At 69.5% G+C, this 14,751-nt stretch carries 11 protein-coding genes; 3 read left to right on the plus strand and 8 right to left on the minus strand.

The genetic code is table 11. The features are described from left to right. Positions 1–47: 47 nt before the first annotated feature. From ACZ67M_RS03160 to ACZ67M_RS03190, 7 genes are all read right to left on the minus strand, one after another. The gene (locus tag ACZ67M_RS03160) at positions 48–1,196 is read right to left on the minus strand and encodes an aldose epimerase family protein (protein WP_469849350.1); all 1,149 of its coding nucleotides are present in this window, start codon (positions 1,194–1,196) and stop codon (positions 48–50) included. Between the two features lie 136 nt (positions 1,197–1,332). Then, a complete protein-coding gene (mmsB, locus tag ACZ67M_RS03165) occupies positions 1,333–2,577 on the minus strand; it encodes a multiple monosaccharide ABC transporter permease (RefSeq protein ID WP_469849352.1) in 1,245 nt (414 codons plus the stop codon). Further along, complete coding sequence (gene mmsA, locus ACZ67M_RS03170) at positions 2,574–4,133, minus strand: multiple monosaccharide ABC transporter ATP-binding protein (RefSeq protein ID WP_361355147.1); 1,560 nt, start codon at positions 4,131–4,133, stop codon at positions 2,574–2,576. Before mmsA ends, mmsB begins: the two co-directional genes overlap by 4 nt. Before the next feature lie 32 nt (positions 4,134–4,165). Continuing rightward, the gene (gene chvE, locus ACZ67M_RS03175; RefSeq protein ID WP_361355150.1) at positions 4,166–5,275 is read right to left on the minus strand and encodes a multiple monosaccharide ABC transporter substrate-binding protein; all 1,110 of its coding nucleotides are present in this window, start codon (positions 5,273–5,275) and stop codon (positions 4,166–4,168) included. A 98-nt stretch (positions 5,276–5,373) separates the two neighbouring features. Beyond that, positions 5,374–6,345 carry a hypothetical protein gene (locus ACZ67M_RS03180; protein ID WP_392008759.1) on the minus strand — a complete coding sequence of 324 codons (972 nt, stop codon included), beginning with the start codon at positions 6,343–6,345 and terminating at the stop codon, positions 5,374–5,376. Positions 6,346–6,491: 146 nt separating this feature from the next. Then, a complete protein-coding gene (locus ACZ67M_RS03185) occupies positions 6,492–7,502 on the minus strand; it encodes a zinc-dependent alcohol dehydrogenase (RefSeq protein ID WP_392235051.1) in 1,011 nt (336 codons plus the stop codon). After that, complete coding sequence (locus ACZ67M_RS03190; protein WP_392008764.1) at positions 7,499–8,665, minus strand: mandelate racemase/muconate lactonizing enzyme family protein; 1,167 nt, start codon at positions 8,663–8,665, stop codon at positions 7,499–7,501. The genes ACZ67M_RS03185 and ACZ67M_RS03190 overlap by 4 nt, the downstream gene beginning before the upstream one ends. A gap of 213 nt (positions 8,666–8,878) precedes the next feature. Here ACZ67M_RS03190 and ACZ67M_RS03195 point away from each other — a divergent pair, with 213 nt between their 5' ends. The 3 genes from ACZ67M_RS03195 to ACZ67M_RS03205 all read left to right on the plus strand — a co-directional run bounded on the left by ACZ67M_RS03195 (position 8,879) and on the right by ACZ67M_RS03205 (position 14,212). Further along, positions 8,879–9,595 (plus strand): SCO2400 family protein, encoded by a 717-nt coding sequence (locus ACZ67M_RS03195; protein WP_469849354.1) that lies wholly within the window; start codon positions 8,879–8,881, stop codon positions 9,593–9,595. Between the two features lie 148 nt (positions 9,596–9,743). After that, positions 9,744–10,142: a hypothetical protein gene (locus ACZ67M_RS03200; RefSeq protein WP_469849356.1), complete on the plus strand. Its 399-nt coding sequence runs from the start codon at positions 9,744–9,746 to the stop codon at positions 10,140–10,142. After that, positions 10,139–14,212 (plus strand): tetratricopeptide repeat protein, encoded by a 4,074-nt coding sequence (locus tag ACZ67M_RS03205; protein WP_469849357.1) that lies wholly within the window; start codon positions 10,139–10,141, stop codon positions 14,210–14,212. Before ACZ67M_RS03200 ends, ACZ67M_RS03205 begins: the two co-directional genes overlap by 4 nt. Positions 14,213–14,243: 31 nt before the next feature. On the opposite strand, the gene ACZ67M_RS03210 is transcribed toward ACZ67M_RS03205, so the two are convergent. Next, positions 14,244–14,654 (minus strand): ATP-binding protein, encoded by a 411-nt coding sequence (locus tag ACZ67M_RS03210; protein ID WP_469849359.1) that lies wholly within the window; start codon positions 14,652–14,654, stop codon positions 14,244–14,246. Between the last annotated feature and the right edge of the window lie 97 nt (positions 14,655–14,751).

Raw genomic sequence — 14,751 nt, forward strand, 5'->3', positions numbered from 1 at the left:
CGGAGGCGGGAGGGGCGTCGTTCAACGCGTGTGAAGAAAGTGTGCCCTCACGCGCCGAACGAGTGCACCGTCGAGGTCCGGTACGTCTGTCCGGGCCGCAGCACCGTCGACGGGAACGACGGCTGGTTCGGCGAGTCCGGGAAGTGCTGCGTCTCCAGGCACAGGGCGTCGCCCTGGCGGTAGAGCGCGCCGCCGGTCCCGGTCAGGGTGCCGTCCAGGAAGTTGCCCGAGTAGAACTGGAGTCCGGGCTGGTCGGTGGCGATGCGCAGGGTGCGGCCCGAGGCGGGGTCGCGCAGGGTGGCGACGTGCTCGGGGCGGTCGGTGACGCCCTTGTCCAGCACCCAGTTGTGGTCGAAGCCCTTGGCGGTGACCAGCTGCGGATGGTTGTCCCGGATGTCCCGGCCCACCGGCTTGCCCCGGCGGAAGTCGAAGGGCGTCCCGGTCACCCGCGCCAGCTCACCGGTCGGGATCAGGCCCGCGTCGGTGGGCGTGTAGCGGGAGGCGGCGATCGACAGCTCGTGGTCCTCGACCGTGCCGCTGCCCTCACCGGCCAGGTTCCAGTAGACGTGGCTGGTGAGGTTGACGACGGTGGGCCGGTCGGTGGTGGCCGCGTAGTCGACGCGCCAGTCCCCGCGCCGGGTGAGCGTGTACGTCACCCGCGCCCGGAGCGTGCCCGGGTAGCCCATCTCGCCGTCGACGCCGGTGTAGTGCAGGACCAGGCCGACGTCGGGGCCGTCGGTGAACGGCTCGACGTCCCACACCCGCTTGTCGAAGCCTCGCGCGCCGCCGTGCAGGCTGTGCTCGCCGTCGTTGACGGAGAGCTGGTACTCCTTGCCGTCAAGCGTGAAGCGGCCCTTGCCGATGCGGTTGCCGTAGCGGCCGATCAGGGCACCGAAGTAGGGGCTGGACGCCACGTAGTCGTCGAGGTTGCCGAAGCCCAGGGAGACGTTCGCGTGGCGGCCCCGGCGGTCGGGGATCTCCAGCGACTGGACGGCCCCGCCGTAGGAGAGCACCTTCATCCGCGTGCCGCCGTTCTCCAGCGACCAGCGGTACACCTTCGTCCCGTCGGCGAGCCTGCCGAAGAGGTCCTTCACCGGCTTCGTGCCTCCCGTGGCGTGTGCGGTGCCGCCGAGGGTGGCGGCGCTGAGACCGACGGCGGCTGCGCCGGCGACGACCGTGCGCCTGTTCAGTTCCATCCGGCAACTCCTCAAGTGGGTTGATGGAAGCGCCCCTCCAGGGGCGCGGGGCTGCGTCGACGTGCGGCTCCGCCGCGTGGGCACGACCAGCCGCCACCGGCCCGCGGTCTCCGTACGGCCCGAACGGACCGCGTCTCTAGGAACCGACCCGACGCTTGTTCCACACGTCGAACCCGACCGCGGCCAGCAGCACGGCGCCCTTGATGACCTGCTGCCAGTCAGAGCCGATGCCGACGAGATTCATGCCGTTGTTCAGCACACCAAGGACGAGGCCGCCGATGATCGCGCCGAGCACTGTCCCCACGCCGCCGCTCATCGAGGCACCGCCGATGAACGAGGCGGCGATGGCCTCCAGTTCGAAGTTGAGGCCCGCCTTGGGGGAGGCCGCGTTGAGGCGGGTGGCGAAGACCAGACCCGCCAGGGCCGCGAGCATGCCCATGTTCATGAAGACCAAGAAGGTGACCTTCTTGTCCCGCACGCCCGACAGCTTGGCTGCGGGGAGGTTGCCGCCGATGGCGTAGATGTGGCGGCCGATGATCGCGTTGCGCATGACGTATCCGAAGCCGACCAGCAACACGCCCAGTACCAGCAGCACGATCGGGGCGCCCTTGTACGAGGCGAGCAGCAGCGTCACGACGAGGATGGCGGCGATCAGCGCGACCAGCTTCAGCATGAACAGCTTGAAGGGCGGCACCTCCAGCGCAAACTGCTGCTGCCGCTTGCGGTCCCGCATCTCCTGGAACACGACGAACACGATCAATGCGATACCCAGCAACAACGTGAGGTTGTGGTAGTTGGTCTCAGGGCCGACCTCCGGGAGATGGCCGGTGGAGACCTTCAGCAGGCCGTCCGGGAACGGGCCGAGCGTCTGGCCCTCGAGGAAGATCTCCGTCAGGCCGCGGAAGATCAGCATGCCGGCCAGGGTCACGATGAACGACGGTATCCCGCCGTATGCGATGAAGAACCCTTGGACGGCTCCCGCGACCGCACCGATGGCCAGGCACAGGATCACCGCGAGCGGCCAGGGCATATCGTGTCTCACCATGAACACGGCGGCTATCGAGCCGATGAACGCTGTCAGAGAGCCGACCGACAGGTCGATGTGACCGGCGATGATCACCATCATCATGCCGATCGCCAGGATGAGGATGTAGCTGTTCTGCACGACCAGGTTGGACACGTTGCGCGGCAGCAGCAGGTCGCCGTCGGACCACACGGCGAACAGCACCACGATCAGGCCGAGGGCCATCAGCATGCCGTACTGGCGCATGTTGCGCCGCATGCCGTCGAGCATCAGCCGCAACAGGCCGTCGCCTGCGGCTGGTCCGCCCTTCCCGGGTGGCGCGGGGGCCGGGGTCTTGGCGGTCACGTCCGTGCTCATCGCGTTACCTCTTTGTCCGTCTTGTCCTTCGTCATCCGACGCATCAGCGCTTCCTGCGATGCCTCGGCCCGCGAGAACTCACCCGTCAGCCGTCCCGCGGCCATGGTGTAGATGCGGTCGCACATGCCGAGCAGCTCGGGCAGCTCGGAGGAGATGAAGACGACCGCCTTGCCCTGGGCGGCCAGCCGGTCGATGACCGTGTAGATCTCGTACTTGGCGCCCACGTCGATGCCGCGCGTGGGCTCGTCCAGGATCAGCACCTCGGGACCCGCGAAGATCCACTTGCTGAGGACGACCTTCTGCTGGTTGCCGCCGGACAGCTTGCCCACCGGCTCGAAGACCGTCGGCGCCTTGATGTTCATGGACTTGCGGTACTCCTCGGCGACCTGCCGCTCGCCGTGCTCGTCGACGACACCGCGCTTGGAGACCTTGCCGAGGGCGGTCAGCGAGATGTTCCGGTTGATGGTGTCGATGAGGTTGAGGCCGTAGTGCTTGCGGTCCTCGGTCACGTACGCGATGCCGTGCCGGACCGCCTCGGGGACGGTCTTCGTGCGGATCTCGGTGCCGTCCCTGAGGACGGTGCCGGCCGCGTGCCGGCCGTAGGTGCGGCCGAAGACGCTCATCGCCAGCTCGGTGCGGCCGGCGCCCATGAGCCCGGCGATGCCGACGATCTCGCCGCGCCGGACCTCGATGGAGACGTCGTCGACCACCTTGCGCTGCTGGTCGATGGGGTGGTGCACGGTCCAGTTGCGGATCTCAAGCGCCGGCGCCGCCCCCTCTTCGGGGTGGTGCGGCGTTCGGTCGGGGAAGCGGTTCTCCAGGTCGCGGCCGACCATCCCCGAGATGATCCGGTCCTCGGTCGTCTCCGCCGCCTTCACGTCGAGCGTCTCGATGGAGCGCCCGTCGCGCAGGATCGTGACCGAGTCGGCCACCCGGCGGATCTCGTTCAGCTTGTGCGAGATGATGATCGAGGTGATGCCCTGTTCCTTCAACTGGAGGATCAGGTCGAGGAGTTTGCCGCTGTCCTCGTCGTTGAGCGCCGCCGTCGGCTCGTCGAGGATGAGCAGCTTCACCTTCTTGGAGAGCGCCTTGGCGATCTCCACCAGCTGCTGCTTGCCCACGCCGATGTCCGCGACCCGGGTCTCCGGGTGCTCGTCCAGACCGACCCGGCGCAGCAGTTCGGCGGCGTGCCTGAGGGTCTCGTTCCAGTCGATCAGCCCGCGCTTGGCGTGCTCGTTGCCGAGGAAGATGTTCTCCGCGATGGAGAGGTACGGCACCAGTGCCAGCTCCTGGTGGATGATCACGATGCCGTGCTGTTCGCTCGCCCGGATGTCCTTGAACCGGCAGGTGTCGCCCTCGAAGAGGATGTCCCCCTCGTAGCTGCCGTGCGGATGGACGCCGGAGAGCACCTTCATCAGGGTCGACTTGCCGGCGCCGTTCTCCCCGCAGATGGCGTGGACCTCGCCCTGGCGGACGGTCAGTGTGACGTCCGACAGCGCCTTGACGCCGGGAAAGGTCTTGACGATCGAGCGCATTTCCAGGACGGGTCCCGCCATGGTCGTGCCTTCCAATCCTTGAGGGGGCCCGGTTACTTGAGGTCGTTCTCGCTGTAGTAGCCGCCGTCGACGAGGACCTTCTTGTAGTTGGACTTGTCCACGCTGACCGGCTGGAGCAGGTAGGCGGGCACCACCTTGGCGCCGTTGTCGTACGACTTGGTGTCGTTGACCTCGGGCTTCTTGTCGTTCAGGACCGCGTCGACCATGTTCGAGGCGACCTTGGCGAGCTGGCGCAGGTCCTTGTAGACGGTCTGCGTCTGCTCACCCGCGATGATCGACTTCACCGAGGCGACCTCGGCGTCCTGACCGGTCACGACCGGCATGGGCTTGCTCGCGGAGCCGTAGCCGTCCGACTTCAGGGAGGACAGGATGCCGATGGAGATGCCGTCGTACGGCGAGAGCACCGCGTCCACCTTGGTGCTGCGGTAGCTGGAGGTCAGCAGGTCGTCCATGCGCTTCTGCGCGGTGCCGCCGTCCCAGCGCAGGGTGGTGACCTGGTTGAGGGCGGTCTGCTTGGAGCGGACGACCAGCTGGCCCTTGTCGATGTAGGGCTTCAGGACGTTCATCGCGCCCTGGAAGAAGTACTTGGTGTTGTTGTCGTCGTTGGAGCCGGCGAACAGCTCGATGTTGAAGGGGCCCTTCTCGCCCGCCTTCAGTCCGAGCTTGTCGAGGATGTAGCCGCCCTGCAGCTCGCCGACCTTCTCGTTGTCGAACGAGGCGTAGTAGTCGACGTTCTCGGTGCCGAGGATCAGCCGGTCGTAGGAGATGACCGGGATGTCGGCGTCCTTCGCCTGCTGCATGACGTTGTTGAGCGACTTGTTGTCGATCGCGGCCACGATCAGCGCGTCCACGCCCTGCGTGATCATGTTCTCGATCTGGGAGACCTGCTGGTCCGGGTCGTCCTCGCCGTAGACGAGCTTGGTCTCGTAGCCCTTGCCCTTCAGTTCCTTCACGACGTTGGCGCCGTCCGCGATCCAGCGCTCGGAGGACTTGGTCGGCATCGCGATGCCGATGGTGGCGCCGTCGGCACCGCCCTTGTCCTCCTCGCTGCCACCCTCGCTGTTCTGGCCGCATGCGGTCAGCGTCAGGGCGAGGGAGGCGGCGGAGGCTATGGCGGCGAGGGCGGCTCTGCGGTTGCGCATGGTCATCATCCTTGATGTGGGTCAGGGCTCGGTCCGAGAGCAGGTGTGTGGGATTGTGCGCGGCTGTGTCTTCTTTTGTGAAGGGAGTTTCCGGAACGTTATGACGAGATCTCGAACCGGTTGAGCGGCCCGGGCAGCCGCGTGCCGGGCGGGGCCATGTCCCCGTCCGCCCCGTGCCGGGCGAGCAGGTCGAGCGCGAGCCGCCCGCGCCGCACCCGCTCCTTGGCGGTGGCCAGCGTCAGTTCGCGCAGGTGGTGGCCGTAGGGGTAGATGCCGGGCGCCTTGGCGAGGCCGAACTTCAGATACAGCGGGGCGCCGCGCCGGATCAGCTCGGCGATCTCGTACATGCGCACATAGCCGCCCAGGTCGTCGGGGGCCTCGATGTACAGGTCCATCGGCGCGGCCGAAACCCGCCGTATTTCGGTCAGGTGATCCGGCGTCAGGTCGCTGGGCACGTTGATGGAGTCGGCGCCGAGCCGCTCGTAGACCGCGTACGAGGCCGGGTTGACCGGGCCGACGAGCGCGGAGAGCTTGAGCGTGGTGTCCGCGGGCAGGAGACCGGCCACCCGCGCCCGGTGCAGCGTCCACAGCACGCCCTCGTCGGCGACCAGCAGGCACTTCACGCCCAGCTCCGTCGCCCGGACGGCGTCCTCGACACAGCCGGCGACCGCGTCGTGGCCGCGCGCCCTGAGCCCCGCCCCGCCCGAGTCGGTGCGGGTGGAGCCGCCGATGTCCCAGGTGCCGCGCGGGCCGGTGAACAGGCAGAGCTCGATGTCGCGTTCGGCGGTGGCCTCGACCATCTCGGTGATCTCGGCGTCGGTCAGCATCCACACACCGCTGCCCTGGCTGATCCGGTGGATCGGCACGTCCAGCCGCGAGGACTCCTTCAGCACCACCGCCAGCGCCTCCGGCCCTTCGCAGGAAGGGATCTCGGTGCGCCAGCGGCCACCGTCCGGGAAGGAGTGCGGCGAGGCGTCGGCGGGATCGGGGGCGGGCGCGGCCAGCCCGAGAGCGGTGAGCGCCGGCTCACCTGGCCTGCGTGCGGAGGCCGGGGCGGAAGCGTCGGTCACAAGCTGTCCTTAGTGTTCGATATGTCGGACGAAGTTCGCGGCTCAGGGCGCGAGCGGCGCGGTCCGGTGGGTGTACGCCGGTACGGAGGCCGTCAGGTCGCCCCCGCACCGGCGTACGGCTCAGGAGCCGGAGCCGGGGGACGCGGTCATGGCCGCAACAGCACCTTGCCGACCTTCGGATCGCCGGACCCCACCAGCTCGATGGCCTCCGGGAACCCGTCGAGCGGCAGTTCGTGCGTCACGAGCGGACGGGGATCGAGCAGACCGGCCGCGAAGACCCGCACCGTGTGCGCCCAGGCGTCCGGCGGCGCGCCGAAGACGGTGTGCACCTCCAGCTGCCGCACCACCAGGTCGGTCGGGTCGAGACCGGCGGCGCCCGGCGCCGGGATGCCGGTCAGCACCAGCCGCCCGCCCCTGCGCAGCAGCGCGGCGGCCGTGCGGGCGGCGTCCGCCGACCCGGCGGTCTCGATCACTAGGTCGAAGTCGTCCGGGAGCGGGCGGTCCCTGGTGCGGAAGTCGCTCGCGCCGAACCGCCGTGACAGCGCCTCCCGGTCCCCGCGCGTGCCGACGACCAGGAGTTCGGCGGGGGAGGCGGCGCGCAGGAACTGCACGGCGAACATGCCGAGCGTGCCGGTGCCGACGACGGCGACCCGCTCGCCGGGCCGGGCGCCGGCCTTCAGCGCGGCGGCGGCGACGCAGGCCGCGGGCTCAAGCAGCGCGGCGGCGGTGAGGTCGGCGTCGTCGGGCAGCACGTGCAGCAGCCGCGCGGGCAGCGTCAGCGTGGGCGCCATCGCGCCCGGCCGGGTGAACCCCGTCTCCTCGTACCCCGCCGTGCACAGCGTCGTCTCGCCCGCGTGACAGCGGTCGCACACCTGGCAGTTGCGGAACCCCTCGCCCACCACCTTCCGGCCGGCCAGAGACGCGGGCACCCCGGCACCGGTCCGCTCCACGGTCCCGGACCACTCGTGGCCGGGGGTGAGCGGGTAACGCACGTACCCCTCGGGCCGGTTGCCCTGGTAGACCTCGCGGTCGCTGCCGCAGATCCCGACCGCGTGCACCCGCACCAGCGCCTCGCCGGGGCCGGGTTCGGCGGGCTCGTGCGCCACCAGCCGGTGCGCTCCCGGCGCCTCGACGACGACCGCCACCGCGCCGCTCATCCCTGCGTCCCCTTGGGCTTGCGCTGCTCCCAGCCCTCGGCCCACAGGTCGAACCGGGCCTGCTGCTGCGGGAACTCGGCCGCCGCGTCGGTGTCCAGCTCGACGCCGAGGCCGGGCGCGTCGGACAGGTGGAAGCACCCGTCCTCCGGGTCCACCTGCGGGGCGCCCTTCACGACCTTCTTGATCTCCGCGTCCGCGAAGTCGTTGAAGTGCTCCAGGATCTTGAAGTTCGGCGCGGTGAAGCCGACCTGGAGGGAGGCGGCGGTGAGGACGGGGCCGCCGACGTTGTGCGGGGCGACGAGCGTGTAGTGCGTCTCGGCGGTGGCGGCCAGCTTCCGGGTCTCCCAGATGCCGCCGATGTGGCCGACGTCGGGCTGGATGACGTCCACCGACTGGTCCTCGAACAGCTCGCGGAACTCGATCCGGTCGTGGATGCGCTCACCGGTGGCGACCGGGATGTCCACCTTCTCGGCGACCTTCCGCAGCGCCTTGAGGTTCTCCGGCGGGACCGGCTCCTCCAGCCAGGCCGGCTTGAACGGCGCGAGTTCGCGGGCGAGCCGGACGGCGGTGGAGGGCGAGAACCGGCCGTGCATCTCCAGCATCAGCTCGGCGTCGGGCCCGATGGCGTCCCGCACGGCCTCGATCAGCGACACGGCGTAGTTCGTCTGCCGCTGGTCCAGTTCGAAGTGCCCGGTGCCGAACGGGTCGATCTTCAGCGCCCGGTACCCGCGCTCCATGACCCCCTGCGCGGCCTTGTGGTACGCCTCCGGGGTCCGCTCGGTCGTGTACCACCCGTTGGCGTACGCCTTGACCTTGTCGGTCACCTTGCCGCCCAGCAACTGCCATACGGGGACGCCGAGAGCCTTGCCCTTGATGTCCCAGCAGGCCATCTCGACGACGGCGATGCCGGACATCACGATCTCGCCGGCGCGGCCGTAGTCGCCGTACTTCATGCGGCGAACCAGGTCCTCGACGGCGAACGGGTCGGAGCCGAGGATGTGGTTGGCCTCGGCCTCCCGCAGGTAGCCGACGAGGGCGTCGGTGTGCCCCAGCATCCGGGTCTCGCCGACGCCGGTGACACCCTCGTCGGTGTGCACCTGGACGTAGGTCAGGTTCCGCCACGGCGTCCCGACCACGTGTGTGCTGATTCCGGTGATGCGCACGGCGGCTGCCCCTCGCTCTGTTCGATATTTCGTCACTCGTTCGAAATGCTGGCGTGACAGTAAGGACGGGGTGGTCGGAGTGTCAATGGGTCGCACACATAACGGTTTCGGCAGTTTCGACGGGTCCGGCGGCGAGGTCCGGACCATTCCCCACACAACTTTCACAGCCGCCTCTAGGAACACGGCCGCCCCGGAACTTAACCTTCCCGCGTCATGGACTACTGCCACCCGTGCCGACGGCACCTCAACGGCGCCCTCGCCTGCCCCGGGTGCGGTACGCCCGTCGAACAACTCCGCGCCGCCGAACCGCCCCTGACGGCGACTGGGGCAGCCCCCGCGCCCCGACCCGCCGACGACACGGACACGGCCGAAGAGGCCCTGGACGAGGCCCCGGACGACACCCCGCCCGGCGCCCGCTCCAGCCGCCGCGACCGCAAGGCCGCCGCGCACCGCCGGCGCCGCCGCCGGACCCTGTTCGTCACCGCGGGCTTCGTCCTGGCGGCCGGCGGGCTGAGCCTCGCCGAACTCGGCACGGACGCCCCGCACTCACCACCCCGCCCCGCCGCCGCCGGGGGAGAGTCACCGGACGGCGAGGCGACCAAGGAGGCGGGGGAGGGCTCGGCCCTCCCGGCCGACGCGACCTCGGACCGGGCCACCGCCTCGGGCACCCCGTCCCCCGGCGCCTCCACCTCGGCGTCGGCGTCCCCGTCGAAGTCCCCCGACGCGGACGCCTCCGGCACACCCGCGGAATCCGACGCCCCCGCCGCGTCCCGCCCCCCGGCCCAGGCGGGCACCCCGACCCGCGATCCGGATCCCGCCCCGTCGCCCCCCGATTCCGACGACCCACCCGCGACCACCCCCACGCAGCCGGACGACCCGTCTCCGACCCCGACGGAGACGTGTGACCGCTTTCTGTGGTGGTGCACGTAGCCCCTCCGGACGCCTTTCCATGGTGATAGGTGCGGCTGAGCGGATACGGTTCGCGTAACGGGAGTTGACGGGGGCGCTCACCGGCAACTCTCCTCCTGCTCATCTCGTCCGGACCGGGCGGCACGGGGAAGTCGGTGGGGATATGGCCATGTCAGGGACGGCACGGGCCTGGATCGTCGTGACCGCGGTCGTGGCGGGACTGGCATCGGTGGCGCTGGTGCTCGTGGCGGTCCTGGCGGACCTGGACACCGCGGGGCAGGCGGCGAGCGTGGCGGGCGCGGTGGTCGGCCTCCTCGCCTTGCTGGTGTCGGTGATCGCCTTGCTCCGCAACGGCTCTCCGACCGCAGGGGCCCGGTCGGTCCAGTCCGGCGGGGTCATTGGTCGCGCGGTCACCGGCGACCGCAACCGTCTCGGGCCCGCGTCGCCCTCCACCGCCCCGTCGGTCTCCGCTTCTTCCTCAGGCAACGCCGTACCCGGCGAGCGAGGGGTCTCCGCTTCCGGTGGCATCGGCCAGGCCGTCACCGGCGACGAGAACGAGGACGTGTGAAGTGGTGGCGGGGCCTGCGCAAGCCCGCTGAAGTCCCGGCCCAGGACGCCCCCGCCGACGCGGTCAGGACGTCGGCCCAGCGGGGAGTGTCCCTGGGGAAGCGGGCGGTCGACGCCGACGGGGACCTCGGCGTGGTCGTCACGGGGGACCACAACCGCACCACCACGATCATGGGAAACGTGATCGTGAACGGCGCGAGCAAGGCGCCGCTCTCGGTGTACGAGGCGGAGATCCGCATACTGGCCGCCACCCACTTCGAGGGCAGAGAGAAGGAACTCGCCGAGATGAGCACCTTCGCTCTCGGCGACGACGCGCACGGTCCGTCCTACTGGCGATGGCTCGCCCCGGCCTGGTCGGGCAAGACGGCGCTCATGGCCCAGTTCGCCCTGAACTCTCCGGACGGCGTGCACGTACTGGCCTTCTTCATCACCGCGCGGTTGGCCGGCCGCTCCGACCGCACTGCCTTCCTGTCCATGCTGCAACAGCAGTTGCGCGCCTACCTGGAGGACAGCGACCTCGACTGTGACGGCTACGGCGGCTTCCATGACGCCCTGCGCCGCGCCGCCGAACGGGCACTCGGCCGGGGGCAACGGCTCGTGCTGATCGTCGACGGCATGGACGAGGACAGCGGCGTCGAATCCGCGTTCGCCGGGTACAGCATCGCTGGACTGCTGCCTGCCAACCCGCCGGATGGCCTGCGCGTGATCGTCGCAGGCCGGCCGAATCCGCCCGTCCCAGGCGACGTGCCCCATGGTCATCCGCTGCGTGCGAGCCACATCAGTCACGACCTCGCCGAGTCACCCGCCGCCCGCGCGGTGAGAGAGGACGCCGAACGCAATCTGAACGACATGATCGTCGCAGGCGACCTCTCTCTCGATCTCGTCGGTCTGACCTCCGCCGCAGGAGGCGGACTCAGCGCTGCCGATTACGCTCTTCTTGTAGGGGACCGGACCCCCCGGCAGATCGAGGCGGTCCTCAGCGGTGCGACAGGTCGGTCCTTCCAGCTCCGCCCCGCCCAGTGGCCCCTCAGCGACGGCCGGCGTCCCTCCCTGTACTCCTTTGCCCACCAGGAACTCGTGGTTAGTGCCAGGCACCTGCTGCGTCCTTCTGTGCTGAGTGACTACCGGACACGCGTGCACGATCTGATCGATGCCTACCGGGACCGAGGGTGGCCGCAGGACACTCCCGAATACGCGCTGAAGGGTTACCCGCAGATGCTGCGAGAACAGCGGGACACCGCTCGGCTTACGCGGCTGGCGACAGATCCGGCACGGCACGAACGGCTGTGGCACACCACCGGAAGCGACACCGAAGCCCTCACCGAGATCGCTGATGCCTTCACGCTGCACAGGGCAGAGCCGGAAGCGGACCTTGTCTCATGCGTGCGCCTGTCGTACTTCCGCGACGAACTCAAGCGCAAGGCATTGAGCTTCCCGGCCGAGGCCATCACCGTGTTGGCCAAGCTCGGGCATATCCGTAAGGCTGTGGCGCTGCTCGGTGCCAGGGCCGCACTCTCCGCGCACGAGTCCCAGCTGTTCGGCCAGGTTCTCCGCGAGGCGTTGGTGATCGGTGAGGAGCGAGTGGTCCTGAACGCTGCGCACGCCTTGGTGCGCCCTTCCACACGGGATCAGGCCCTGCAGAGCTGCGTGCAGGCGCTGGCCAGTGCGGAGCAGGTGGACGAGGCCACCGAACTGGCCCGCACCATCAGCGATGTGAGCGAGCGGAGCAGGGCGTCCATAGCGGCTGCGCAGACACTGGTCAGGGCAGGACGACATGAACGGACCGCTGGCCTTGTCCATGAAGCTGTCGAGGCGGCGCGCGATTCCAGTGATCCGGTGAGCCGAGTCGAAGCGCTGGCCTCAGTGGTGGACGTACTGGTGCGGGCGGGGCGGCCGGAGGAAGCCGTCTGTCTGGCCACCGAGACGGCCGATGTGGTGGGCGCATTCACCGATTCGCCGCGTCGGGCATGGCCTTCGGCCGTGGCAGCTGAGGCACTGATCGTGGCCGGGCGGTCGCATGAGGCCGTCGGTCTGGCTCGTGACGCCGCCGAGCGTGCTGGTGGCTTGGGCGATCGGGAAGAGCAGGCCAGGGTGTTGCACCAGGTCGCGTACGTGCTCGCGAAGGCGGGGCGCGACGGGGAAGCCGTCCGGTACGCACAGAAGATCGATGACGCGACTCATCGGTGCGCAGCGCTGGTCGTGGTGGCCGACGTCTTGGCGGAGGAGGGGCTGCCGGAGGTGACCGTCGGTTCGGTACGTGACGCTGCTGAGGTAGCGGACGGCCTGAGCGACCTGGAAGAGCGAGCAGGAGTATTGGCTCGCTTGGCCAACGTGCTGGCGAAGGCGGGACGAGGAGAGGAAGGGGTCCGGCTTGCGCGCACGATCAGTGATTCCCGGCTCCGCTGCGAGACGGTGATCGATGTGCTGTCGGTGCTGGTCAGGTCGGGGCTGCCGAGGCATGCCCTCACGCTTGTCCCGCATGCCACCGAGGCGGCGGGCGACCTGGCTGAACCGCAGGAGCGCGCCGACGCGATTAGGCAGGTGGCACAGCTGCTGGTCACGGTAGAGCGGCAGGAGGAAGCAGCGCGCCTCACGGATTCGATCAGCGATTCCGGGCACCGCGCCATGGCGTGGTGTGAAGTCGCGCTGACCATGGCCACGGTCGGCTACACGGACGAGGCCGCGCGGCGTGGCATCGCCGCCGCCGAAGTGCTCAGAACGGTTGCCAGCGCCGCGACGCGGGCCGACGGGCTGTTGCGCGTCGTACGTGTTCTCGAGAAGACGGGACGGACCGAGGAAGCGGCGCGGCTGGCTCGTAGCGCTGCGGAAGCAGCCGGCGGTATCAGCGATCCCCAAGCCCGCGCTTCAGCTTTGGTGGTCGTGGCTCGTGCGTTGGCGGACATGGGTGAGACAGACCAAGCAATCCGGTGCACGGACACCGCCATCGACGTAACCCGTACCGCGCCTGATCTCTTCCGGATGGTCTCAAGCACCCTGCAAGTGGCCCGGGCGCTGGCTCAGATGGACCGTACGGAGGAAGCTGCGAATCTCGCCCGGACCGCCGTCGACACGGCGAAGTCCGTCAAGAACCCCGTGGCCCGGGCAAGGCTGCTGAGCGATGTCGCGGTCTCGTTGGCGGAGACGGGGCAGGCCGCGGAAGCGATCCAACTCGCCGATGCATACGTCCGGGTGAGTCGGGGAGTCGTTGATCCTGATGATCAGGCGAAGGACTTGGCGAACGTGGCCCGGGCGCTGGTGGATACGAGGTGGGCGGAGGAAGCGGTCCGTCTCGCGCACACCGCCGCGGACCTCGCCCGTACGGCGCCCAATCCTTTCTGGCGCTCCTCGGCCCTGGCGAGCGTCGCAGAAGTACTTGCCAAGGCGGGACGGGCCGACGAGAGCATCCGGCTCGCGGAGACCGTCACCGAGCCCGACGATCGCGCGACGGCACTGGCGGCCGCAACCCGCACGCTGGCCCAGGCGGGCCGGACGGATGAGGCCGTCCGCGTAGCGCGCACGGCCGTCCGTCTAGCGCGCAGCGCGCCGACCACCTTCTACCGTGTTGTGGCACTCACCGTCGTCGCACGGGCGCTGGTGGCGGTCGGGAGACCGGAGGCCGCCGCCGAGGTCGCTGAAGACCTCACCGACGACGAAGAGGCCATGACCCTGGCCGACGTAGCTGGAGCCCTTGCAGCACTGGCGGGAGAACTGGCGGACGCGGGTTACACGGAGAAGGCCGTCCGTCTCGCTCACCGAGCCGCGGACCTGGCCCGTGCCACACCGAAAGCCTCGAACCGTGCCTCGGCACTGGCCGGCGTGGCGAAGGCTTTGGTCAGGTCGGGCCGCCTGGACGAGGCCACCGAGGTCGCCGGTACCATCACCGACCCGACCTGGCACGCATCCGCCCTGGCGGCCCTGGCCCGGGCCCGCGGCCGCTCCCCCGAGGCGCGTTCGCTGCTTCGTTGGGCACTGTCGCTTCACACCCACGAGGCGGCGTTGGAAGAATTGGCGATGGTGTCGCCCGAGGCGTTGGACGCGGCTCTGTCGTGCGGCCGACGGACGGCGTCATAGCCACGGAAGTGCAGGCGAGGGGGCCCTTGTGTCAGTAGGCACGCTCGCTCGGCGCCACGCTTTTGAAAGCCACCCAGACGCTCTTCCCGACGACCTCCTGTGTGACCCCCATGTCGTCGGCAAGCTCCCGGGCCAGGAGTAGACCGCGTCCGGAACACGCCTCCGAGTCGGCCTCCGGGGCGTCGACATTGAGATGTCGGTCGCCGCTGTCCCGCACCGCGAGGCGGATCACCGAGCCATCGAGCGCGAGGCTCACGCAGTACTCCCTGCCGGGCGGCGCTCCGTGAAGGAGCGCGTTGGTGGCCAGCTCCGAGACGCAGAGGGTTATGTCGTCCAGTCGATCGGTGTGACCCCAGTCCGTCAGAACCTCACGGACGAAGGCGCGGGCGTCGCGCACTGAGGCGCGCGAGCGCGGGAATCGACGGGCTCGTGACAAGGGCACGAGGGGCCACCTCCGGGAGCTGGAGCGTCCGACAGGGAGGCGATCGTATCGCTTTTCACGAAAAGCAGCTAGGTGGCAGGATGGTGAGGAACACATG

The organism is Streptomyces sp. NPDC107500 (assembly GCF_055582785.1).